Origin of the sequence: Streptomyces sp. NPDC002742, assembly GCF_042888885.1 — a bacterium.
In the GTDB taxonomy this organism is placed as follows: Bacteria; Actinomycetota; Actinomycetes; order Streptomycetales; family Streptomycetaceae; genus Streptomyces.
In genome coordinates, this window is sequence record NZ_JBIAQF010000012.1 from 290,275 (window position 1) to 313,635 (window position 23,361).

Annotated in this window: 20 protein-coding genes and 2 tRNA genes; 3 read left to right on the top strand and 19 right to left on the bottom strand. The window is 71.1% G+C overall.

Features of this window, described 5'->3' with window-relative positions:
- Positions 1-48 precede the first annotated feature (48 nt).
- The 7 genes from ACFYW8_RS23525 to leuS all read right to left on the bottom strand — a co-directional run bounded on the left by ACFYW8_RS23525 (position 49) and on the right by leuS (position 10,272).
- Positions 49-294 carry a hypothetical protein gene (locus tag ACFYW8_RS23525; protein ID WP_365871291.1) on the bottom strand — a complete coding sequence of 82 codons (246 nt, stop codon included), beginning with the start codon at positions 292-294 and terminating at the stop codon, positions 49-51.
- 123 nt (positions 295-417) lie between these two features.
- A complete protein-coding gene (locus tag ACFYW8_RS23530) occupies positions 418-1,248 on the bottom strand; it encodes an arylamine N-acetyltransferase (protein WP_389079314.1) in 831 nt (276 codons plus the stop codon).
- Positions 1,249-1,252: 4 nt separating this feature from the next.
- The gene (locus tag ACFYW8_RS23535) at positions 1,253-3,844 is read right to left on the bottom strand and encodes a ComEC/Rec2 family competence protein (protein ID WP_389079320.1); all 2,592 of its coding nucleotides are present in this window, start codon (positions 3,842-3,844) and stop codon (positions 1,253-1,255) included.
- A gap of 356 nt (positions 3,845-4,200) precedes the next feature.
- Positions 4,201-5,385 carry a ComEA family DNA-binding protein gene (locus ACFYW8_RS23540; protein ID WP_389079323.1) on the bottom strand — a complete coding sequence of 395 codons (1,185 nt, stop codon included), beginning with the start codon at positions 5,383-5,385 and terminating at the stop codon, positions 4,201-4,203.
- Positions 5,386-5,511: 126 nt separating this feature from the next.
- Positions 5,512-6,357: a DegV family protein gene (locus tag ACFYW8_RS23545; protein ID WP_365871299.1), complete on the bottom strand. Its 846-nt coding sequence runs from the start codon at positions 6,355-6,357 to the stop codon at positions 5,512-5,514.
- Between the two features lie 72 nt (positions 6,358-6,429).
- Positions 6,430-7,161 carry a hypothetical protein gene (locus ACFYW8_RS23550; RefSeq protein ID WP_365871300.1) on the bottom strand — a complete coding sequence of 244 codons (732 nt, stop codon included), beginning with the start codon at positions 7,159-7,161 and terminating at the stop codon, positions 6,430-6,432.
- A gap of 222 nt (positions 7,162-7,383) precedes the next feature.
- Positions 7,384-10,272 carry a leucine--tRNA ligase gene (gene leuS, locus ACFYW8_RS23555; protein ID WP_389079331.1) on the bottom strand — a complete coding sequence of 963 codons (2,889 nt, stop codon included), beginning with the start codon at positions 10,270-10,272 and terminating at the stop codon, positions 7,384-7,386.
- 422 nt (positions 10,273-10,694) lie between these two features.
- On the opposite strand from leuS, the gene ACFYW8_RS23560 reads away from it, so the two are divergent.
- Positions 10,695-11,981 carry a cytochrome b/b6 domain-containing protein gene (locus tag ACFYW8_RS23560; protein WP_389079335.1) on the top strand — a complete coding sequence of 429 codons (1,287 nt, stop codon included), beginning with the start codon at positions 10,695-10,697 and terminating at the stop codon, positions 11,979-11,981.
- Complete coding sequence (locus ACFYW8_RS23565; RefSeq protein WP_389079339.1) at positions 11,978-13,594, top strand: NADH-ubiquinone oxidoreductase-F iron-sulfur binding region domain-containing protein; 1,617 nt, start codon at positions 11,978-11,980, stop codon at positions 13,592-13,594. Before ACFYW8_RS23560 ends, ACFYW8_RS23565 begins: the two co-directional genes overlap by 4 nt.
- Before the next feature lie 137 nt (positions 13,595-13,731).
- Here ACFYW8_RS23565 and ACFYW8_RS23570 read toward each other — a convergent pair.
- From ACFYW8_RS23570 to ACFYW8_RS23615, 10 genes are all read right to left on the bottom strand, one after another.
- A tRNA-Ala gene (locus ACFYW8_RS23570) sits at positions 13,732-13,804 on the bottom strand.
- Positions 13,805-14,296: 492 nt separating this feature from the next.
- Positions 14,297-14,530, bottom strand: coding sequence for a hypothetical protein (locus tag ACFYW8_RS23575; RefSeq protein ID WP_037618755.1), 234 nt, complete (start codon positions 14,528-14,530; stop codon positions 14,297-14,299).
- Between the two features lie 3 nt (positions 14,531-14,533).
- Positions 14,534-14,707, bottom strand: coding sequence for a hypothetical protein (locus tag ACFYW8_RS23580; protein ID WP_261702676.1), 174 nt, complete (start codon positions 14,705-14,707; stop codon positions 14,534-14,536).
- A gap of 472 nt (positions 14,708-15,179) precedes the next feature.
- Positions 15,180-15,252: transfer RNA gene (locus ACFYW8_RS23585), tRNA-Ala, on the bottom strand.
- 116 nt (positions 15,253-15,368) lie between these two features.
- Positions 15,369-16,055, bottom strand: a complete 687-nt coding sequence (locus ACFYW8_RS23590) for a histidine phosphatase family protein (RefSeq protein WP_365871311.1) — start codon at positions 16,053-16,055, stop codon at positions 15,369-15,371.
- Positions 16,052-16,495: a ribosome silencing factor gene (gene rsfS, locus ACFYW8_RS23595; RefSeq protein ID WP_365871313.1), complete on the bottom strand. Its 444-nt coding sequence runs from the start codon at positions 16,493-16,495 to the stop codon at positions 16,052-16,054. The genes ACFYW8_RS23590 and rsfS overlap by 4 nt, the downstream gene beginning before the upstream one ends.
- A gap of 113 nt (positions 16,496-16,608) precedes the next feature.
- Positions 16,609-18,405, bottom strand: coding sequence for a LytR C-terminal domain-containing protein (locus tag ACFYW8_RS23600; RefSeq protein ID WP_389079353.1), 1,797 nt, complete (start codon positions 18,403-18,405; stop codon positions 16,609-16,611).
- Between the two features lie 17 nt (positions 18,406-18,422).
- Positions 18,423-18,989 carry a nicotinate-nucleotide adenylyltransferase gene (nadD, locus tag ACFYW8_RS23605; protein ID WP_389079419.1) on the bottom strand — a complete coding sequence of 189 codons (567 nt, stop codon included), beginning with the start codon at positions 18,987-18,989 and terminating at the stop codon, positions 18,423-18,425.
- Between the two features lie 233 nt (positions 18,990-19,222).
- Positions 19,223-19,384: a hypothetical protein gene (locus ACFYW8_RS23610; RefSeq protein ID WP_261702681.1), complete on the bottom strand. Its 162-nt coding sequence runs from the start codon at positions 19,382-19,384 to the stop codon at positions 19,223-19,225.
- A gap of 333 nt (positions 19,385-19,717) precedes the next feature.
- The gene (locus ACFYW8_RS23615; protein ID WP_389079431.1) at positions 19,718-19,909 is read right to left on the bottom strand and encodes a hypothetical protein; all 192 of its coding nucleotides are present in this window, start codon (positions 19,907-19,909) and stop codon (positions 19,718-19,720) included.
- 70 nt (positions 19,910-19,979) lie between these two features.
- Between ACFYW8_RS23615 and ACFYW8_RS23620 the strand changes: the two genes are divergently transcribed.
- The gene (locus tag ACFYW8_RS23620; RefSeq protein WP_389079360.1) at positions 19,980-21,128 is read left to right on the top strand and encodes a M48 family metallopeptidase; all 1,149 of its coding nucleotides are present in this window, start codon (positions 19,980-19,982) and stop codon (positions 21,126-21,128) included.
- Between the two features lie 66 nt (positions 21,129-21,194).
- Here the strand turns inward: ACFYW8_RS23620 and ACFYW8_RS23625 are convergent, their stop codons facing one another.
- Together ACFYW8_RS23625 and ACFYW8_RS23630 are read right to left on the bottom strand one after the other, a co-directional pair.
- Positions 21,195-22,262, bottom strand: a complete 1,068-nt coding sequence (locus ACFYW8_RS23625; protein WP_365871319.1) for a hypothetical protein — start codon at positions 22,260-22,262, stop codon at positions 21,195-21,197.
- Positions 22,263-22,385: 123 nt separating this feature from the next.
- Complete coding sequence (locus ACFYW8_RS23630) at positions 22,386-23,021, bottom strand: hypothetical protein (protein WP_389079366.1); 636 nt, start codon at positions 23,019-23,021, stop codon at positions 22,386-22,388.
- Positions 23,022-23,361: the final 340 nt, after the last annotated feature.

Sequence of the window (23,361 nt, forward strand, 5' to 3'; positions counted from 1 at the left end):
GTCCCTGCCCCTGCCCCTGCCCCTGCCCCTGCCCCTGCCGAGCGTGGGCTACGGCTCCTCGTGCCAGCCGTCCCACTCGGCCGCGAACTCGTCCAGCTCCTTCGGGCTCAGCCGGGCCTCGGGGTCCGTCAGGACCACCAGCCACTGCGCGTCCTCGGCATCGTCCTCGCCGGCCAGCGCATCCCGGACGAGCTGCGGCTCCTCCAGGAGCCCGAACCGGTCACCGACGGCCTCCGCCGCCTCTTCCGCGGCATCGCGGTCGGGCAGCACCAGTACATGTCTCACATCGCTCACGTGAACATCTTCCGATACGCCCGACACGGCCGACGCCGGGGTCGGCCTATCCGGCCCGTGCCGCCCGTGCCGCCCGTGCCGCCCGTGCGGCCTGCGCTGCATGTGCGGCCTGCCGGACCGGAACTACTGAGCCCCCTTGACCTCCGGCACCCGGTCCAGCTCGATTCCGAAGCGCTCCCGATAGGTGGCCAGCACGTCCTCGTCGGTGCCCAGTTCCGACACCTCCTTGGCCCCGTCGGCCGTCGACACGGTGAACCTGTGGCCGCTGAGCGTGATCCGTCCTCCCTCCTCGGTGATCCGAGAACAGACCGATGACCGGGTGAAGTGCGACAGCGGCGATGTGCTCTGCCACCAGGCACCGACGGCGAAGTCCCCGAGCACCCGCGGCCGTACCTCCAGGCGGTACTGGCGTTTGTCGCCCAGGTGGACGTCCAGATCCTCGCGTTCCCGTGATCCGCCGGCACCCCGCACCCCCGCCGCGTCCGGCCCCGACTCCACGACCCGGAACATCCCGCCGGGGTCCCGCTGTTCGCCTCGCTCCATGAACGACAACGGGTAGTGGCTGTGCGCCCCGAAACCGACGTCGGTCAGCCAGTCACCCCCGTCCACCGTCCGCACCCGCAGCGCGAGATGGCCGTAAGGAAGCCCGAGTTCCCCCTCGTCCCCGTACACCCGCGCCGCGAGATACGTCACGTCGAAGCCCAGCGACGCCAGCAACGCCCCGAACACGCCGTTCAGTTCGTAGCAGAAGCCCCCTCTGCGAGCACCCACCACCTTGTCCAGCAGCCTCTTCTCCTCCAGCACGATCTCCTCGCCGAGATGGATCGACAGGTTCTCGAACGGCACTGTCCGCAGGTGGCGCACTTGAAGCTCGCGGAGCACATCGGACGTGGGCCATGCCGGGTGCTGGGCCCCGATACGGCGAAGGTAGGCGTCGGCCTGTGCGGAATTCATTCGTTCAGTGTCGCGCCACACTCAGCCCTTCGCCCGCACCGGTGACAGCGAGGTCACCGTCCTCGTCGGTACGCAACACCACCGCGCCCCCGGCCCGCAGAGCCGCGACCGTGCTCGGGGCGGGATGCCCATAGGGGTTGTCGCTTCCCACGGAAATGAGCGCGAGCCGCGGAGCCACCCTGCGTATGAGCTCCGGGTCCTGATACGCGGACCCATGATGGGCGACCTTGAGCACGTCCACGCCGTCCAGTTCCGTGGCCGCCGCCGATCTCGACAAGGCCTGCTGCGCGGGCGGCTCCAGGTCGCCGAGCAACAGCAGCCGCAGCCCCGCTGACCGTACGAGCAGGGTGACACTGGCGTCGTTCGGACCGTCCGGCGGCGGAGCCGGATCCGGCGGCGGCCACAGCACCCGCCAGTCGAGACTTCCCGTGCGCCGCCGCTCCCCCGCCACGGCCCGGGTCAGGGGAATGTGCCGTGCGAGTGCCTCTCTTCGTACGAACTCGACCTGTTCCAGAGGTTCTTCGAACGTGGTCGTCTCGATCGCGCCCACCGAACGCCCGTGGAGCACGCCCGGCAGCCCCGCGACGTGGTCGGCGTGAAAGTGCGTCAGGACGACGAGCGGGATTCTGGTGACGCCGAGCGTGCTCAGACAGCGGTCGACCGACACCGGGTCGGGCCCCGCGTCCACCACCACCGCGCTGCCGTCGCCCGCCGCGAGCACGGTCGCGTCACCCTGCCCCACGTCGCACATCGCGAACCGCCAGCCGGGCGGCGGCCACCCCGTGATCACCCTGGTGAGCGGCGGCGGCCGCACCACGACCAGCAGGAACAGCATCGCGCAGACAGCACTCAGCACGGGATGCCTCAGCAGCCGTCGACCGACGGTCACGACGACCACCGTGACGAGGGCGAGCAGAAGGGCGCCCGTCCAACTGCCCGGCCAGTCCACTCCTCCACCGGGCTGAGCCGCCCCCGTCCGGGCGATGCCCGCGATCCACCGGGCGGGCCAACTCGCTGACCAAGCCAGGACTTTGGCCACGGGCATCGCCAGGGAGGCGGTCGCCAGTGTCGCGAAACCCAGCACCGTGGCCGGCGTGACCGCGAACTCCGCGAGCAGATTGCACGGCACCGCCACCAGGCTCACCCGCGCCGACAACAGGGCGACCACCGGCGCGCACAAGGCCTGTGCGGCGGCGGCCGCGGCGAGCGCCTCGGCCGGACGCGGAGGCACACGACGTCGTTGGAGCGCCGTGCTCCAGCGCGGGGCGATCGTGAGCAGGGCCACGGTCGCGAGGACGGAGAGCAGGAATCCGTAGCTCCGGGAGAGCCAGGGGTCGTACAGCACCAGGAGCAGAACCGCGGCGGCCAGTGCCGGGATCAGGGATCTGCGGCGCCCGGTCGCGATGGCGAGCAGCGAGATCGATCCGCAGGCCGCCGCACGCAGCACGCTCGGGTCCGGTCGGCACACGATCACGAAGGCGAGGGTGAGCGCTCCGCCGAGCAGTGCGGTCGCCCGGAGCGAGACCCCGAGCCTGGGCGCGAGGCCCCGGCGCTCGGCTCTCTGGGCGAGGCCCGCCGGCCCGATGAACAAGGCGAGGATGATGACGAGGTTGCCTCCGCTGACGGCGAGGAGGTGGGTCAGATCGGTGGCCTTGAAGGCGTCGTCCAGCTCCGGCGTCACGCGTGAGGTGTCCCCCACCACCAGGCCGGGCAGCAGCGCCCGCGCGTCCGCGTCCAGGCCGTCCGTCGCCTTTCGCAGCCCGTCGCGCAGCCGGCCGGCGAACCGCTGCGGACCGGACGGCTCGCCCACCACCTCCGGTGGCCCGCTCCCCCGCACGCGCAGCACCGCCGCGATGTCGTCCCCGTCCGTCAGGGTGGGCACGATCCGCGCGGCCAGCCTCAGCCGGGTGGAAGGCAGCAGCGACAGCCAGGGCGAGCGCCCACCGGCCTCCCTGGGTGAGCCCCGTGGAGAGCGCGCGTCGACGATCACCAGCACCGGCGTCCGGGTGGCGAGCGTCGTGCCGTCCGCCTCTGTGACCCGCGTGACCTCGGCGTCGAACAGCAGAGCCGTCGGAGCGATGTGGTCCCCGTTGATCCGGGGCCGGGTGAGCCGGGGATCGGAGGTGATCTCCACCTCCGCGGTCACGTTGGCGAACCGCTCCGCGAGCGCGGGAACAGGTCCACGTCGCAGGTCCGCTCCGTGCAGCCCCGCGGAGGCCGCCGCCGCGCCGACACAGAGCAGCACGGCGGCGACGGACACCCACGGCCACGAACCCGGCCGCGCCGCCCCACGCCCCTGCCCCGTACCCGAGCCTCCCCGCCCCGTACCCGCATCTCTCCGCCCCGTACCCCCGTCTCTACGCCCCGTTCGCGTGCCTCGCGGCCCCGCTCCCGCGCCGCTCCACCCCGCCGCCAGAAGTAAGCCACCCGCGACCAGGGACACGGCCACGACACCCGTCGCCCAGCCAGGCGACACCCCGACCGTCACGGCCGCCGTGAGCCAGACCGCCGCCGCGGGCGCCACGAGCCGGAGATCGGTCGGCCCCTCGGCCCTGGGGTGCGAGGCTCCCAGCCGACTCCCGGCAGCAGCGTGCACCGACCTCCGGCTGCTGACGGCGGGGACACCAGCCGGGTGAGTCGGAGAAGCTTCAGGCTCACGGCGCTCCTCCGTCCGCTCCGGCTCACCGAGGTCCGTCGGCTCCGACTCGCGCTCCTCCCGCGTCCTAAGCGGCCCTCGCCGACCTCGCGCCACGTCGGGTCCGTTCAGACCTTGCGCCACGTCCGGCCCCTGCGGCCCACCCGGCCCGCCCGGTCGGCATCTCCTTGCGGACTCGGCAGGGCCGGCGAGTCCGTTCCCGGTCAGGGGCCCGCCCCGTGGCGCGCTCATCAGCGGTCCGGCCCGCCGCACGCCCGTCGCCGGTCCAGCCCGACCAGCCCGCCTCCCGGAGCCGCTCATGGCCGCACCAGGTTCCGGAGATCGGCGAACCGGCGGTCTCCGATTCCGCTCACCTCACGGAGCTCGTCGACCGAGCGGAAACCGCCGTGGGCCGTGCGGTAGTCGATGATGTGCCGGGCCAGCACGGGACCGACGCCGGGCAGGCCGTCGAGCTGGTCGACGGTGGCCGTGTTGAGGGGAATCGGCGCGGAGGGCGCCGCTCCAGCCGCGGATCCGCCGGTTCCGACCGGCCCCGAACCGTCGGAGCCGGCTCCGGTCGGGGGTGCGGATGCACCGACCACGATCTGTTCGCCGTCCACGAGAGGTCGCGCGCGGTTGAGACCGTCGGTGTGCGTGCCGGGCCGTACGCCGCCGGCGGCTCGCAGGGCGTCTTCGACGCGTGAACCGGCCGGCAGCCGCTGGAGTCCGGGGGTGCGCACCTTTCCGCCCACGTCCACGACGATCACGCCCCCGCCGGGGCCTGCGAAGCCTGCGGCACCGGCCGAGCTCGGGGCGTCGGCCGGGGCACCGGATTCCACGCCCGGCCGATCGCCCGGTCCGCGCCTCTCGCCGTACGGCGTGGCGGCGCCCATCACCTCGGGAGCCCGGACCGGCTGCGTCCTGCCGGCCCAGAAGTGCTGCACGGCGAAGACCGCGGCCACGACCAGCAGTACGGTCAGCGCGGCCACGCTCCTGCGCTCCAGACCACACCTCGACTGCAGCCACAACGGCAGCCGCTCCCGCACGGCGAGCCCTGCCCGCTCCCGCCATGCGCCCGCCTCCACGACCGGCCCCCTCGCGGCCTCCGCACTCGTGATCGGCGTCCCGGCGGCCGTCGAGCGGTCCGCCCGTGGGGTTCGGCCGGTGTCCGGCCCGGTGCCACGGCCGTGGCACCCCGCCCGGTGCGTCCGAGGTCCCCGGACATCGGTCGGAACCCCCGCGCCCACAGCCGTGTTCGCCCTCGGACCGTCCCCGACATCGTGGTCCGCCCCGGGCGGCGCTTTCCCCAACTCACGCCTCCCCTGGGCGTGTTGGGTGAAGAGTGCGTCGGCGCGCAGACGGAGGGCCGCGGCCGATGCCTCGTGGCGACGGGCCCGGCTTCGCCGATCGCGACGGCGATGGCTGCTGCGGCTGTCGGAGTGGGGGCCACGACCAGGGCCGCTGGTCGGTGTGGCGGTGCGTGAGCTTGATCGAAGTGCCATGCGACGAGGATCCGGCATCCCGGCACCCTCGCGATGATCTTGCTCAATTCCGGTGGAAAGCGGCCCAGTTGTGGATAACTCCGTCACCCTCACGAGCGACGCGCGCGGACGGCACACGGGCGGGCCTCACCGGGGCGAGACAACCGCCCCGAGCAGTCCCGGGCCGGTGTGGGCTCCGATCACCGCACCCACCTCGCTCACATGCAGTTCGGCGAGCCCCGGCACCCGTGCCCGCAAACGGTCCGCGAGAGCCGACGCCCGCTCGGGGGCGGCCAGATGGTGAACGGCGATGTCGACCTGCGCGCTGCCCGCCCGGTCCGCGACGATCTCCTCCAGGCGGGCGATCGCCTTGGACGCCGTCCGGACCTTCTCGAGAAGTTCGATGCGGCCGTCGTTGAGCCGCAGCAGCGGCTTCACCGCGAGCGCGGAACCCAGCAGAGCCTGTGCGGCTCCGATCCTGCCGCCACGGCGGAGGTAGTCGAGGGTGTCGACGTAGAAGTACGCGGACGTGCCCGCGGCCCGCTTCTCCGCGGCCGTGACGGCGTCGTCGACGGTGCCGCCCGCCTCGGCCGACTCGGCGGCCGCCAGCGCGCAGAACCCGAGGGCCATCGCGACCATCCCGGTGTCGACGACACGCACCGGTAGCGGGGCGTCGCGCGCCGCGAGCACCGCGGCGTCATAGGTGCCCGAGAACTCGGAGGACAGGTGCAGCGAGACGATGCCGGTGGCGCCGGACTCGGCGACCTTGCGGTAGGCCGCGGCGAACGTCTCGGGGCTGGGCCGGGACGTCGTGACGGGGCGCCGCTTCTGCAGTGCCTGGGCCAGGGAACGGGCCGAGATCTCGGTGCCCTCTTCGAGTGCCTGGTCCCCGAGGACCACGGTCAGGGGAACCGCCGTGATGCTGTGGCGCTCCATCGTCCGCGGCGGCAGGTAGGCCGTTGAATCGGTGACGATCGCGACATGGCGGGACATGAGCTGGAGGTTACCTGGCGGGGCGGGTGGGCGGCAGCCCGGCCCTATCCACCTGCGGTCGGGTCGGCCGCATCATGTCGTGCTCTCGGGGCGGGGCTTCTTCTGCCAAGGGTAGGTGGGCCGTTGGCCGGGCGGGGTGATGGCGGAACGCCCCGGCTGATCCGCCGGACGGGACTCCGGGCTCCGGCGCCGGGTCTGTGCTCCGGAGGTGCCCGCGTCCGTCGTGGGAGCGTCGGGCCAGGTCGCCGAGGGCCCGGGCTCCTTGGTCCAGTGACGCAGTGCGCCGGCCTCCACGTCGATCTGGGCGCTCAGGGTGTCCAGATCGTCGCCCGCGAAGCGGTGGGCCCGGTCGCGGGCGGCCCAGCGCAGCGAGTCCGCCGACTTCGTGATCCGCTGGGTGCGCTCGCGCAGGGCCGGCAGCCGGGTGGCGAGCGTGCCCCGGTCGGGCTCCGTCTCCAGGCGCTTCAGTTCGGCGTCCAGTTCGCGCCCGTGCGCGCTGAGCCGCTCGAAGAGGCTCAGGGACTCCTTGAGGGACTCGTCCTCCGCCACGCTCGCCTGCAGAGCGTCCTGGGTGGCCCGCATCGATGTACGCAGCGACAACCTGAGCTGGGCGAGCTCGCCCTGAGGTCCGAACTGGGCGAAGGTCTTCGCGCGCAGGGTGGTGTCCTCGACGGTGCGCCGGGCCTGCGAGATCGTGCGGTCCACGCCGCGTTTGGCGGCGCCGATCACCTTCACCGTCGCGTACGCGCCGAACACCACGAACAGCAGGAAGAGCAAGGCGATTATGGTGATCACGGTACCCATCACACTCCTCCTCCGACCGGTCGCGGCAACTGTCTCCGCGCTCTCAACGGTAAACGCTGCGGGCAGGTTCGGAGTTCCGGAAGAACCCCGAACCTGCCCGTAGGGGACTACCCCGAGCCGTCACACGGCCCGGACCTGCGCGGGTGCCGGGCCGAGGCCCGGTACCGCACGCCATGACGAGTGCTCCGTGGCGAGTGCGCCGTGCCGAGCGCGCCGCGACGACTACGCCGTGACGATGTTCACCAGCTTCGGCGCGCGCACGATCACCTTGCGGATCCCCGCGCCGTCCAGTGCCGCGACGACCTTCGCGTCGGCCAGCGCCACCTTCTCCAGTTCCTCGTCGGAGATCGCCGGGGAGACCTCCAGGCGCGCCTTGACCTTGCCCTTGATCTGCACGACGCAGGTCACGGCCTCGTCGACGACGTAGGCCGGGTCGGCGACGGGGAAGTCCTGGTGGACGACCGAGTCGCTGTGGCCCAGCTTGCGCCACAGTTCCTCGGCGATGTGCGGGGCCAGTGGCGCCACCATCAGCACCAGGGCCTCGGCGATCGGGCGCGCGATGGGGCCGCCCGCCTTGGTCAGATGGTTGTTCAGCTCGGTGACCTTGGCGATGGCGGTGTTGAAGCGCATGCCCTCCAGGTCCTGGCGTACGCCGTCGATGGCCTTGTGCAGGGCACGCAGCGTGTCCTCGTCCGGCTCGGCGGCGACGACCGTGACCTCACCGGTCGCCTCGTCGACGACATTGCGCCACAGCCGCTGCAGCAGCCGGTACTGGCCCACCACCGCGCGCGTGTCCCACGGCCTGGACACGTCCAGGGGACCCATCGCCATCTCGTACAGGCGCAGGGTGTCCGCTCCGTACTCGGCGCAGATCTCGTCGGGGGTGACCGCGTTCTTCAGGGACTTGCCCATCTTGCCCAGCAGCCGGGAGACCTTCTCGCCCTGGTAGAAGTAGGCGCCGTCGCGCTCCTCCACCTCGGCCGCCGGTACGGCGATACCGCGGCTGTCGCGGTACACGTAGGCCTGGATCATGCCCTGGTTGAACAGCTTGTGGAACGGCTCGGCCGACGAGATGTGGCCCAGGTCGAACAGGACCTTCGACCAGAAGCGGGCGTACAGCAGGTGCAGCACGGCGTGCTCGGCGCCGCCGACGTACAGGTCGACACCACCGGTCGGCTGCCCCTCCCGCGGGCCCATCCAGTACTGCTCGATGGCCGGGTCGACCAGCTTCCGGTCGTTGTGCGGGTCCAGGTAACGCAGCTCGTACCAGCAGGAACCGGCCCAGTTGGGCATGGTGTTGGTCTCGCGGCGGTACTTCTGCGGGCCACGGCCGTCACCCAGGTCCAGGGTCACGGCGACCCAGTCCTCGTTGCGGGACAGCGGGGTCTCCGGGGACGTGTTCGCGTCGTCCGGGTCGAAGGTGCGCGGCGAGTAGTCCTCGACCTCCGGCAGCTCCAGGGGCAGCATCGACTCGGGCAGCGGGTGGGCGACGCCGTCCTCGTCGTAGACGATCGGGAAGGGCTCGCCCCAGTAGCGCTGGCGGCTGAACAGCCAGTCGCGCAGCCGGAAGTTGACGGTGCCCTCGCCGATGCCCCGGCGCTCCAGCCACTCCGTGATGCGCGCCTTGGCGTCGACCACGCCCAGGCCGTCCAGGGAGACGTCGCCGCCGGCGGAGTTGACGATCTTCGCGTCGTACGAGGCGAAGGCGTCGTCCCAGGTGGAGGCGTCGGTGCCGCGGTCGTCCGAGGGCTCGACCACGCAGCGCATGGGCAGTTCGAAGGCGCGCGCGAACGCGAAGTCGCGGGTGTCGTGCGCCGGGACGGCCATGATGGCGCCGGTGCCGTAGCCCATCAGCACGTAGTCGGCGATGAAGACCGGGACCTTCTCGCCGTTGACCGGGTTGGTGGCGAACGCGCCGGTGAAGACGCCGGTCTTGTCCTTGGCCTCGGCCTGCCGCTCGACGTCGGACTTCGAGGCGGCCTGCGCGCGGTAGGCGGCGACGGCCTCGGCGGGGGTCGCGTGACCGCCGGTCCACACGTCGTGGGTGCCCTCGGGCCAGGCGGCCGGGGTGAACTTCCCGACCAGCGGGTGTTCCGGCGCCAGCACCATGTAGGTGGCGCCGAACAGGGTGTCCTGGCGGGTGGTGAAGACCGTGATCGCTTCGCCGTCGATCGGGAAGTCGACGCGGGCGCCCTCGGAACGGCCGATCCAGTTGCGCTGCTGCAGCTTGATGGCCTCGGGCCAGTCCAGCGCGTCCAGGTCGTCCAGCAGGCGGTCCGCGTAGGCGGTGATGCGCATGTTCCACTGGCGCAGCTTGGCCTTGAAGACGGGGAAGTTGCCGCGCTCGGAACGGCCGTCGGCGGTGACCTCCTCGTTGGCCAGGACGGTGCCCAGGCCGGGGCACCAGTTGACCGGCGCGTCGGAGGCGTACGCCAGGCGGTAGCCGCTCAGGACGTCGGCGCGCTCGGTGGCGCTCAGTTCGTTCCACGCGCGCGTGGTGGAGCCGGTGGCGGGGACGGCGCGCTCACCGCTCTCGAACTGGGCGACCAGTTGGGAGACGGGACGGGCCTTGCCGGCCTCGTCGTCGTACCAGGAGTTGAAGATCTGCAGGAAGATCCACTGGGTCCACTTGTAGTACTCCGGGTCGATCGTGGCGAACGACCGGCGCTTGTCGTGGCCCAGGCCCAGCGCGCGCAGCTGGACCTTCATGTTCTCCATGTTGGCCTCGGTGGACACGCGCGGGTGCGTGCCGGTCTGCACGGCGTACTGCTCGGCGGGCAGGCCGAAGGCGTCGAAGCCCAGGGTGTGCAGCACGTTATGGCCGGTCATCCGCTGGAACCGGGCATATACATCGGTGGCGATGTAGCCCAGGGGGTGGCCCACGTGCAGACCCGCGCCCGAGGGGTAGGGGAACATGTCCATGATGAACTTCTTGGGCCTGGCGGCCAGCTCGGGGTCCCCGGCCAGGTCGCCGGTGGGGTTCGGAGCCTCGTACGTGCCCTCGGCGTCCCAGAAGTCCTGCCAGCGTGCCTCGATGTCAGCGGCCAGGGCGGCCGTGTAGCGGTGCGGCGCGGCCACCTCGGCAGTGGCAGCGGTGTTCGTCTCGCTCATGATCCTCAAAGCTCCATCGATCGTCTCTGCCAGCGGCTGTGACACTCAAGAAATGAAAAAACCCCTCGCACAGGAGGGGACGCCGCGCTGATGCCGACCACGATGCGTCAGCGGTCGGGACTGATCAGCGCGGCTCGCTAAGCAGAAGGCGTACGGCACGCATGGCGTCAGGGTACAGCAGTGCCAGCGCGGGCCGCGACGAGCTTTCGGGACCGCCCGGCACCCCGTGCCACCCCTGGCGGCTCCAAAAATGTTGAACGATGTTCAAATTTTACTTCGCTTAACGGACGCTTGCGGACAACACAAAGACCTCATTGCCCTTTGGTAACAACGCAATAACTCAAACCTGGAACTCGTCGGTATTTCTCGACTTAGAGTGCCCCTTCGGGACCGCTTCCCCGAACCCTTGGGAGTACCCCCTCATGGACCCTCGTCGTAACAACAGCTCGCTTCCCCGGATGGGCCGTTCGGCCTACGGGGTGGCCACGGCTGCCGTCCTGATCCTCATACCCGTGATCGTGGTGGCTGGAGGCAACGCGGTCCAGGATTTCCTGAACTTCGGCGCCGGCGTCCTGTCACTGGTCTGCCTGACCTGCTCGGTGATCTGGGGCCTGGTTGCCCAGGACCGGCTCCTCCTCAACACACGCCAGCGGATCGTCGCGCAGGGCATCCACCGCGTGACCGCCGTCGGCTCGATCGCGTTCCTCCTGGTGCACATCACCGTCAAGCTGGCACTGGACCACACCGTCCTGATCGCCGCGCTGATCCCCTTCAGCCTGGGCGTCAAGGGCCTCGGCGGGCTCATCGGCCTCGGCTCGCTGGGCGGCCTGCTCATGATCTTCGTGGGCATCACCGGCGCACTGCGCAATCAGTTCGCCGCACCGGCCGTGGTCGCCGCCCGCTGGCGCGCGATGCACATGCTGGCCTACCCCGCACTCTGCGCGGCCCTGGTCCACGGCTTGTTCGCGGGGCGCGCGGCGAAGACCTTCTTCATGGTCTCGTACGAGTTGTGCCTGGTCGGCGTTATAGCCGCCCTCGCGCTGCGGGCCGCCCCGAACCCCTTCAAGCACAAGGTCGCGGCGCAGATCCTGGCGCTCACCGGCGGCGGCAGCGCCCGCGGGTTCCGCGAGGACCTGGAGGCCTCTCGCGCCGCCGCGATGGAGTCGCCCCAGGAGCGTTCCGCGGGTCGCTCCGACCGGCGCTCCCCGGGCGCCGGCTCCGTCCCGTCCCCTCGCAAGGAGCCCTCGTCCCCGCTGTCCGGCGGCGCGCCCGACCCCGCCGACACGGCCGGTTTCGCGGCGGCCTACCGGGCCGTGACACCGTCCGGTGACGGCCCCGCGGCCCCCGGGACACAGCAGTTCCAGATGCCCGTGAACATGCAGCCCACCCAGACGTTTCCCCGCGTCGACAACGGCGGCACCCCGAGCGGCTGGCCCGTTCCCTCACCGCCCCCCGTCGGCGAGGCACCGGCGTCGGCGTACGACCCGCTGAACGACACCGGATACACCGTTCCGGTCTATGGCAATCCGCCCGCCAACGGCTACGGCACGAGTGATGTGTACAACACCGGTGAGACGAACGCGTCCTACCGCACGTACAACACCAATGACACGTACGACAGCGGTCCCACGACTGACGTACTGCCGGGCGCCTTCGACGCTCCTGGCTCCGGTGAATCATGGAATGCCCCTTCCGGAGGCTTTAAGTGAACGAGGCCCTGCCCGACGTCCCGGAAGTCCGCGTCGTCGGACTTCCGCAGCTCACGTCGGGTTTCGACCTGGTTGAACGCCTTGATCTGCCCATGCACCTCAAGGTGCACGGTCCGCTCGAACCCCTGGGGGGAGAAGAGCTCGCCAGCCTCGCCGAGGACATCAATCTCAAGGGGCGCGGTGGGGCGGGCTTCCCGTTCGGCAAGAAACTGCGCTCGGTCGCCGAGTCGGCCATCAAGAAGGGCATCCGCCCGGTGGTGGTCGTCAACGGAAGCGAGGACGAACCGGCCTGCCGCAAGGACACGGTGCTCATCAACCGTGCCCCGCACCTCATCCTCGACGGCGCCCTGCTGGTCGCGGAGGCCATGGGCGCCCGCACGCTCGTGATCGGTGTGACCCGCGAGTCCACACAGCGCTCCATGGAAGCGGCGCTGGCCGAGCGGGGGCTGAGCAACCGCAGGGGATCGCCCCTTCGCGCGCGGGTGCAGCGCAATCCCATCCGCATGGTGACCGGAGCGGCCGCGTCACTGATCCGCTCGATCGACGGCGGCCCGGCCGTTCCGCCGGGCCGCAAGGTCAGCGCGTCCCAGACCGGTGTCGGCGGCGCGCCCACCCTGCTGTCGAACGCCGAGACGTTCGCGCAGCTGGCCATCGCCGCCCGCATCGGCCCCGACCGCTACCGCAACACGGGCCTGTACGACGAGCCCGGCACCGTCATGCTCACCGTCTCGGGCGCGGTCGCGCGCCCCATGGTGATCGAGGTCCCCACCGGCGTACCGCTGCGGTACGTGCTCCAGCTGGCCGGCGCCCCGGCGATGCCTCAGGGCGTGCTGACCGGCGGCTACCACGGCAAGTGGCTGGACGCGGCGACGGTCAACGAGGCGATCGTCTCGCGGGACTCCCTGGCCGCGGTGGGCGGTGCGCTCGGTGCCGGCGCGATCCTCCCCATCACCCAGGAGACCTGCCCCCTCGGCGAGTCGCTGCGCGTGGCGCAGTGGCTGGCCGACGAGAGCGCGGGACAGTGCGGCCCCTGCTACCTGGGTCTGCCCGCCGCGGCGCGCGGTCTGGCGGACATCCTCAACGGCGGCGGCCCGGCGGCTCTTGAGGCCGTGAAGCAGGTCGCCAAGTCCGTGAAGCGGCGCGGCGCCTGCTCCCACCCGGACGGTTCGGCGATGTTCATCGAGTCGACCCTGAAGGCGTTCACGGACGACCTGGCCGCGCATGTCCTCGGAAACGGCTGCGGAAGGCCCGTGGAAGGCGTTCTGCCGCTCTTCGAGGACGGTCAGGTGCCCATGGGTATCCTCGGCGGCCCCGGCGAGCAGGAGGCGGGTCCCAGCCGCCAGAAGATCTTCGTCGACTGGACGCTGTGCCGCGGGCACGGCCTGTGCGCCGATCTCCTCCCCGAGGTCTTCGAACTGGGCGCCGACGGCTTCCCGACCGTCGCGCAGGCCCCGGTGCCCGCGTACGCCGAGGCGAAGGCCCTGCGCGCGGTGCGCCGCTGCCCCGCGCTCGCCCTGCGACTGGAGGAGGACACCAGGTCCTCCGCTCCGGCGCGCAACCTGCCGGTCCTCTCCCAGGGGCGCGGTCGCCGCGCGCTCGGCAGCGGCCGCTGACACGAAGAAGCGGGCCACCAGGAACGGTGGCCCGCCTTCGGCACGTTCCGCGAAGCCGCCGGACGACCCTTCCGCGACGGGGGCTCAAGAACGAAGAAGCGGACCACCCTGATCGGGTGGCCCGCTCTCAACGTCTGTGGAGCTAAGGAGAATTGAACTCCTGACCTCCTGCATGCCATGCAGGCGCTCTACCAACTGAGCTATAGCCCCTTGTGGCCACGCGGCGAGGCCGCGTATTCACCGTGTCGCCCGGTTTCCCCGGCGGCGACGCCAACATTACACGGTTCCCCTGGTGCACCACCAAATCGTTTCCCGTCTGTGCCGATTCAGCACCCATGTCGCATTTTATAGGCTTTGCCACACCCCTATCCCCGCCGGGACAAGCCCGTTGGGCCGAACGGGGTTCCAGGGGTGGCCGCGACACGTGCGCGGGGCCGCGGGGGGCGCGAGGAGGAGATGGCGGCGGTCTACCCCTGGGGCGCCGTCACGCGGCCCTCGGTGGCCCTCACGGGCCCCGTGGCGGCCCTCCGGCGGCCGAATGCGCGGGCGTGGCCCCAGAGCCGCCGTGGTGTCCGCCCGCGCGGGCGCGCCGTGGCGGGTGCCGGAGCGCCGGGTCGCTGGAACTGCACCGCAGCGGCGCCGGATTGACGCCGCCGGCCCGCTACGGGGAAATCCGCCTCACCTACCCGGCCGCCCTCGGGGTCAGGCCGTGGCGAACGAGTAGAACCGCTTGAGGGTGCAGTGCTCGTCGAGGAGCCGTGCGTAGATCGGCTCGCCCTCCAGCTCGCGGTACGTCTCGATGGGGTCGCCTTTTATGATCAGCGCCCGCGCGCACTCCTCACACCAGTACTGGTAGTCGTGGTTGACCGGCTCCATGTCGCGGACGATCGGCGTACCACTGCCGCACCAATCGCATTTCCGCCTGTGCGCACCCATCAATCAGCTCCAGCTGTGGCCGCAGGCCGTGCACACGTAGGAGATTCCACCGTTGTCACCGAGAACCTGGGCAACGTGGACCGATCCGCAGGAAGGGCAGTCGAGGAGGGTGGCTTTCTTACGGTTCAGTGCCACTTCGAGGAGATCGTCGACCTCCTCGAGGATGCTGGCAGGCATCGCTACTCCCTCCCGTCGGGCCGCGCCCCCTTCCGGCCGTTTGATTCTGCCACGGCCGGAGCAATACGGTCAGCGACGCCTTCGTACCAGTCCGGACACAGGCACCCGGCGCAGCTGTCGCGGCCGGCGCATACGTGCACGCCAGGAGCGCGTCCGCAAAGGTATACGCCCCGGGGGGCCCAAGTGACTCAAGCCTGTTCAAGAAGAGTGTGCCGAAGACCACGGCACCCGTGAGCCGGCCGGGCCGGGGGAAGGCGGCTGAAGGCGACCGCGGCCGCTTTCAGGGGCGGCGCCGTCCGGCAGTCGTCCATGACGCGCCCTTCGGCAGGCCGGCCGCCAACTGCGCCCGTCCCGGCGTGTTCTTCACACCCGAGGCACTCAACTCGGCGATGAACAACGAAAAATCCCGCTCCCTGACGGGAACGGGATCCTTCATCACCAATGTCCGACAACTCAAAAGAGAGTCGATCTGTGGAGCTAAGGAGAATTGAACTCCTGACCTCCTGCATGCCATGCAGGCGCTCTACCAACTGAGCTATAGCCCCTTGCGTTCTTCCCGCCCTGCGGGCCGAACAAGAAGAACTTTAGCCTGCGACCAGCCGGAAAGTGAAATCCGGTCCCGCGGGGGCCGCGCGACCGGACGGAGGCCGCCCGGCGCCGCTCAGTCGTCGTCGCCGAGCACCGGCTCCGGCAGCGTGCCGGCGTTGTGCTCCAGGAGCCGCCAGCCGCGGGCGCCCTCGCCGAGGACGGACCAGCAGCAGTTGGAGAGGCCGCCGAGGCTCTCCCAGTGCTGGGACTCCAGGCCGAGCAGACGGCCGATGGTGGTGCGGATCGTGCCGCCGTGGCTGACCACGACGAGCGTGCCGTCGTCGGGGAGCTTCTCCACGTGCCGCAGCACCACGGGGGCGGCGCGGTCGGCGACCTCGGTCTCCAGCTCGCCCCCGCCGCGGCGCACCGGCTCGCCGCGCTTCCACGCGGCGTACTCCTCGCCGTGGCGGGCGATGATCTCCTCGTGCGTCAGGCCCTGCCAGACGCCCGCGTAGGTCTCGCGCAGGCCCTCGTCGTGCGTGACGTCCAGGCCGGTGAGCTCGGCCAGCTCGGCGGCCGTGGCGGCGGCGCGCTTGAGGTCCGAGGCGACGACGGCGTCGGGCCTCAGCGAGGCGAGCAGCCGGGCGGCGCGCCGGGCCTGCCCGATGCCCGTCTCGGTCAGCTCGACATCCGTCGAGCCCTGGAAGCGGCGGTCCACGTTCCAGGAGGTCTGGCCGTGCCGCCACAGGATGACGCGACGACCCCTGCCCGGCTTCCCGTCGCTCTTCGCGCCCGCCGTCCCGCGGCCCTCGGCGCTCACCGCAGCTCCCCCATGTCGGCGGAGTCCTCCTCGGCCTGGAACTTGGCGTGCTCGGCGCCCTTGCCGCGGGTGGCCTTGGCCTCTTCGGGCAGGTCCAGCTCGGGGCAGTCCTTCCACAGCCGCTCCAGGGCGTAGAAGACGCGCTCCTCGCTGTGCTGGACGTGCACGACGATGTCGATGTAGTCGAGAAGCACCCAGCGTGCCTCGCGGTCGCCCTCGCGGCGCACCGGCTTGATGCCGAGCTCCTTGTTCAGGCGCTCCTCGATCTCGTCGACGATCGACTTGACCTGGCGGTCGTTGGGCGCGGACGCCAGCAGGAAGGCGTCGGTGATGGAGAGCACATCGCTGACGTCGTAGGCGATGATGTCGTGCGCGAGCTTGTCTGCGGCCGCCTGCGCGGCGGTGTTGATGAGCTCGATGGAGCGGTCCGTGGCGGTCACTACGCGGCTTTCCGTCGGCGGTCAGTTATGACTCAAGGGTCTCACGGACCGCCGACGACACCCCACGCGTTTCTCCGGTCACGCCCCGGGGGACCCCCGGGGCGTGACGCCGGTCACCCCTTCGAGCCGCTGCTGATCTTGTAGTCCTGGCCCAGGACGACGGACACGTCCGCGTTGCTGGTGACCGTGCCCTTCTTCACCGTGCCGGTCGGCAGACCCAGGGTCTTGGCGACCTCGAGGGCGTCGTCCTTCTTGGCGGGATCGCTGTAGGTGATCCGCGACACGCTCTGGGCGGCACCCGCGGTACCGGAGTCCAGGAACGTGTAGCCGCCGTTGACCAGGACGATACGGGCCTGGTTCGTGGCCGCCTTGACGCCGGTTGCGTTCTCGATGCCGACGCGGACCGCGGAGCCGGCGTCGGGACTCTTCGCCGTGCCGCCCAGGACGTCCTTGATCACGCCGCTGGAGGCGCCCGCGCTCAGGGTGCCGTCCTGCTGCACGGGCAGCAGCGCGGTCTTGTAGTCGCCGCCCTTGGCGAGGTCGGCGAGCTTGGCGAGGAAGGCGCCGAGGTCCTGGTCGGTCAGGGACGGGTCGAGGATCTGGGCCAGGGTCTGCACGGTGGTGGTCGCGGCCTGCTTGTCCGAGGACAGCTTGCGCATGACTCCCTGCATGACCTGACCGAACCGCTCCAGTTGCGCGTCCTGGGCCTCGCCGGAGGCCCGGTAGGTGGCGTAGGCGACGGCCGTCTTGCCGCTGAGCGTCTGGTCCGTGCCCTTCTTGACGAGCGGCGGATCACCCTTCTTCTTGGAGTCGGGGTCCGGCACGTCGGTGTTCGTGGTGACCTCGATATTGCCGACGAGCTCGACGAGGTTGTTGAGGTAGGGGGTGTCGAGCCGCCAGGTGCCCTGGATGTTGGTACCGAGCACGGTGTCGAGCGCGTCCCGCGTCCCGGAGGAGCCGTCGCCGTCGACGGACTTGGCGAGCGTGGTCGTCGAGCCGTCGTCGTCCGTCAGGGCCAGGGAGTTGGGCAGCAGGACGGTGGTTCCCTGCTTGGTGGTGGTGTTGTCGACGAGCAGAGCGGTGGAGGTGCCGCCGCCCTTGGTGTTGTGCAGGTGGACGACGATCACGTCGCGCTTCTGCGCCGTGACGGCCGTCGTGGTCCCCGGCTTGCCGTGCGAGGCGGTGCCGGGCAGCTTGCCCGCGTACCAGAGGTAGCCCGCGCCACCGACCGCGACCAGGGCGACGACCACGACCAGGGCGACGACCCGGCTGCGGGCGCGGCGCTTGGCCTCCTCGCGGCGCTCTGTGCGGTTCTCGGTGAACTTCAGCCAGTCGATGACGTCCTCGGACTCGGCTTCCTGCTCCTCGACGAAGGCGAACTGCTCGGTGCGGTAGTCCCGGTCGGCCCGGGGAGCACCGTCCTTCGCGGGCCCGTCCGTCGCCGGTCCGTCCGTCGCCGGTCCGGCCTGTTGCGGGATGTAGGCGGTCTGGTCGGCGACCCGGGGCTGCCGGCCGGTGCTCGCGGCGCCCGCCGCGTCGGCGGTCCGCCCATAGGGGTCGTACGACGTCGAAGCGGCCGCGGTCCCGCCCGCTCGGGGCGTACCGGTGCCGAACGGGTCGAACGAGGAAACCGACGGCTGCTGACCGGTGTCATAGGGCGACACCGTTTCCTGCTGACCGGTGTCATAAGACGACACAGGCGGCTGGTGGCCCGTGTCGTAGGGCTGGACAGGTTCCTGACGGCCCGTCGCATAGGGGTCGTAGCCGTAGCCCTGCTGTCGGGCGTCGTAGCCGTCGTACCCCTGGGCAGGCTGTTGCGGGACCTGCCGGTACACAGGCTGCCCGAACTCGTCGTAGCCGACGAGTTCGTACTGGTCGCCGCCCGTGTATCCGTCGTATCGGTCGTTCACCGGGTGCCCCTCTCGGCTCACTGGCCGCGGTACAGCTCACGCTTGTCGATGTAGCGCACCACACCGTCCGGCACCAGGTACCAGACGGGGTCGCCCTTGGCGACTCTGGCACGGCAGTCTGTGGACGAGATGGCGAGCGCGGGAACCTCGACGAGCGAGACACCGCCCTCCGGGAGTCCCGGGTCGGTCAGGGTGTGACCGGGCCGGGTGACCCCGATGAAGTGCGCGAGGGAGAACAGTTCTTCCGTGTAGCGCCAGGTGAGGATCTGGCCGAGCGCGTCGGCGCCGGTGATGAAGAAGAGGTCCGCGTCGGGGTTGAGCGCGCGCAGGTCGCGCAGGGTGTCCGTGGTGTAGGTCGGGCCGCCGCGGTCGATGTCGATCCGGCTGACCGAGAACTGGGGGTTCTCGGCGGTCGCGATGACCGTCATCAGATAGCGGTCCTCGGCAGGGGTGACACTGCGGTCGGTCTTCTGCCACGGCTGCCCGGTCGGCACGAACACCACCTCGTCGAGGTGGAACTGCGCGGCGACCTCGCTGGCCGCGACCAGGTGTCCGTGGTGGATCGGGTCGAAGGTGCCGCCCATGACGCCGAGCCGGCGCTTGCCCGGATTCGAGGGGCCGTTGCCGGGGCCGGTCGTCAGGCGCTTCACCGTGCCGCCTGCCGTGCCGCTCAAGCTGCCCGTGGCGTCGCCGACGGCGCCGCTCTCCGTGTCACTCGCCGGACCGGTAGGCATGTCCTGCTCTCCCATGCGTGCAGACCCTACCGGCCCGGCCGACGGGCTCCGGCCGACAGGGGCCCGAGCGGGCCCTGCGGGGCTCAGCGGTCGCGGTTGAAGCGCGTGGTGATCCACAGCAGCAGGAGCAGGATGAACAGGGCCCCGCCACCGGTCAGGTACGGGCTGAGGCTTTCGTGGTTGCCGCCGTTCTCGCCCTCGGCGGCAACGGTGACCAACTGTGCGGCAGTGTGCTGGAAGCTCATCTCGGCAGGACCTATCCGATGGGGGTCCCCCGCGCTCGACCGAAGTCGGTGGCAGGGGAGGGCGGGATGAAGACGTCGGCCCATCGTATGCGGGCACCTCGGCGGCGAACACGCCGACTCCGCCGTTGGGGACGCCGGTTGCCGTGACCACCGAGCCGAACCGTCGACCGCGGCCCGCCCGGCCCTTCCGGGCACCGTCACCGCCTCGGAGGAAGCGGTTCCATCGGCCGAAGACCGTCCGGCACAGGGGCTCTCTCGGCCAGAGACCAAATCCGCGCGGTCGCATGCGCGACCGGTGGCCGCCCCGCCGGGGACCACCCCGGCCGACGCGGCTCAGTCGTCGCGCTTGTAGCCGCGCAGCAGGAACCAGGCGGCGAAGACCACGCCGATGATCATGACGATCAGCACGACGCGGAGCAGATTGCCCGAACCCTGCTTGCCTGCCGCGTCGGCGGCTTCCGTGAGCCATGCGGCCGCGGGGATGTGCTCCATGTCGTACGACTCCTTCTCTGTACTGCCCGTCAACGGTATCTCCGCCTAGGCTGGGCTCTGCCTTGGGGGCACATAGGGCACTCAGACGCACATGGGGGAACACATGTCCGACGACGGCCACGAGCGGAACGGGCACGACAAGGTGCCGAGCAGGCAGCGCAGGCGCTTCGAGGGGATCTCCTCGCGGACCTACGAACATCCGGCGGACCGCTCGGCCCTGGTGGCCCTGCGCAAGCTCAGCGGCTTCGACACGGTCTTCAAGGCACTGAGCGGGCTGCTGCCCGAGCGCAGCCTGCGGCTGCTCTTCCTGTCCGACTCGGTGCGCGTCTCGGACGCCCAGTTCGCGCACCTCAACGACATGCTGCGGGACGCCTGTCACATCCTGGACCTGGAGAAGGTCCCGCCGATGTACGTGAACCAGGACCCGCAGCCGAACGCGATGTGCATCGGCCTGGACGATCCGATCATCGTGGTGACGACCGGGCTCGTCGAGCTGCTGGACGAGGAGGAGATGCGGTCGGTCATCGGCCACGAGGTCGGCCACGCGCTGTCCGGGCACGCCGTCTACCGCACGATCCTGCTGTTCCTCACCAACCTCGCGGTCCGGGTCGCCTGGATCCCGCTGGGGAACCTCGCGATCATGGCGATCGTGACCGCGCTGCGCGAGTGGTTCCGCAAGTCGGAACTGTCCGCGGACCGCGCCGGACTCCTGGTCGGCCAGGACCTGCGGGCCTCGATGCGCGGCCTGATGAAGATCGCGGGCGGCAATCATCTGCACGAGATGAACGTGGACGCGTTCCTCGAGCAGGCCGAGGAGTACGAGTCGGCGGGCGACCTGCGGGACTCCGTGCTCAAGATCCTCAATGTGCTGCCGCGCACACACCCCTTCACCGCGGTCCGCGCGGCCGAGCTGAAGAAGTGGGCGGAGTCCCGCGACTACCAGCGGATCATGGACGGCCACTACCCGCGGCGCGACGCGGACAAGGACACGTCCGTGTCGGACTCCTTCCGGCAGTCGGCGGCCAGCTACGCCAGCGACATGAAGAACTCCAAGGACCCGCTGATGAAGCTGGTCAGCGACATCGCCGGCGGCGCGGGCGACCTCGGGGGCCGGGTACGGCGCGGCTTCGGGGGCTTCGCGAGCGGCGCGCCCAAGGGCGCCGGGAACACCGCGGACGCCACGGACACCGGTGCCGAACAGGCGCCGCGTGAGGGCCGCTCCGACGACGAGGACACCGACGGCCGAAACTGATCGCCCCGTCGGGTGCCGCCGCCTGACCCGTGGCGCCGCCCGGCGGTCGTCGGTCCGTCGGTCCGGCTAGAGCCTCGGCTGCGCGCTCTTGGCCAGCGAACCGCACAGGGCGGTCGCGCTGCCGGTGGCGTACGGGTCGGTGCCGGCCGGGCCGCCCGCCTTGGCCGTCTCGCCCGCGAGCAGCGGCCGGAGCCGGCTGACCGAGTCGTCGGAACAGGTGAGCGGGCCGGCCTGGACGTAGGACACCGCCAGCTCGGCCTGGCGGGTGCGCAGGTCGTCACGGTCGAAGCGGAAGGTCAGCTCGCGCCGGACGGTGAACAGGGAGGCCCTGGCCTGGGCGTCCGCGCCGGCCGGCTTCAGCGCGTAGACGAAGGTGTGGTCGGCGACGACCTCCAGGGTGTTCGCGTCGAACTCGGCGGCCTGGAGGGTGCCCTGTACCCGGATCCTCTTGTCGGCGAGCTGCGCCCGGGTCGCGTCGAAGCGGACCAGCCAGCCGGTGGCGGCGTGCCGTCCGTCGGCGGTCGGGTGGTCGAAGCTCTGGTCGAACTGGTCGAGCTGCCGCGGGTCGAGCAGGATCCGTACCGGCCGGGTGGCGCCCCCGGTCAGCACGCTCGGGTCGAGGGACGACTCGACGAGGTAGTCCTTGGCGGTGGTCAGGGCGGTGACGACCTGGCTGTCGGAGAAGTGCGCGGTGCGCCGGACGGCCGGCAGCGTGATGCCGTCGGCACCTGTGCGGAACTGGGCGGCCGGGCTGTCCGCGTACAACTGGTCGGTGCTCGGGGAGCCGGGCACGGCGGTCTGCGGGGCCAGGGGGATCACGGTCATCCGCAGCGGTTCGGCCGGCCGGGTGTCGGGGGTCTGGTACGGGTGGCGTACACCCATGTAGATCGCGGTGCCGAAGGCCATGGCTATCAGCAGGACGAGGATCAGCGCCTGCCGGGACAGTCCGCGCTGAAGGGGCGGCCGGCGGCGTACGGCCGGGCTGTGGTCCGCCATGCGTTCCTGGGCGGAGAACTCCTGGAGGCGGGCAGCGCGGACGAACGACTCGTCGAAGACGACGGATCGGTACTCGTCCTCTCCACCAGCGGGAGCACCCTCGGGTGTCCCCTCAGGTGGGTCTCCAGGCCCGCCCATACCTTCAGAGTAGGTCTCCGGGAGCTCTGGTAAACGCTGTGGTACGCGACAAGTTCTGACAGGTTCTCACCAGGACGGTCACGCTGTGCGAGGGATCGTCGGTGCCTCGGCGGGAGACCGGTCTCAGGGCGTGCGCGGTACCGCCGACGCCGCCGGCCGGGAATGGTCGGCCGAGGCGGAGGGGACCGCGCCGGTGACTTTCTCCTGGCCTTGTTCGAGGCCGGAGGAGGCGGGTGAGGGGAACCGGTCCTGGCCGCCGGAGGAAGCGCCCCGGTAGACCGCCGTGAAGGCGAGGGCGACCATGCCGATGCCCATGACGAGGGCGAGGATCCAGGCGACCGGGCGGTGCCAGCGGGCCTGCTTCCCGTAGGGCCGGCCGTACATTCCCAGTAGGCCGTGGCGGCCTTCGAGGATCTCGGCGTCGTCCGGATCGTCCAGGTCGGGATCGTGGACGAAGCCGCCGTGACCGTCGGGGCCGAAGCCGTCCTCGTAGAGCTCGTCGTCGCCACGGGTTCCGCGGGCGTGCGCCCGGCGCGCCTCGGCCTCGGAGGCCTCCGCGCGGGCCTGGGCGGCCGCGAGCAGCCTCTCCACGGCGGTCGGCTCGTGGATCACCGCCGCCCGTACGAAGTCCTCGTCGAAGACCACGGAGGCGAACTCTTCGTCCGCGCCCCCGCGGTCGTCGTCGGGCTCCCAGCCGTCAGGGAACGGCGTGCCCCCCACGTCCTCCGGCACGCATCCAGAGTAGACCTGAGGGGTCAATTTGGGCAGACGGTACGGAAATTCATCCGCCCGAGGAGACCGCGCCTCAGCGGATCGCGGGCCGTGAACCGTCCGCCGCACGCCCCGGCGCCCGACACCGTGCCACCTGGCACACCCTGCGCGCGCCCTCCACACCGAGGCGGACGGGCGGCACGGTCTCGCCCGCACGGGCCCGCCGCCGGACCTTCGAGGTGCGTCCGTGCCGTCCGTGCGCCGTGGGGGCACGGACGGTGCGTCCGTGCGCCTTGGGGGCACGGACGGTGCGTCCGTGCGCCTTGGGGGCACGGTTCGGCCGGCGCGCGGTTCCGCCCGTGCGAGGCCGCCGCGCACCCGGCCCGTG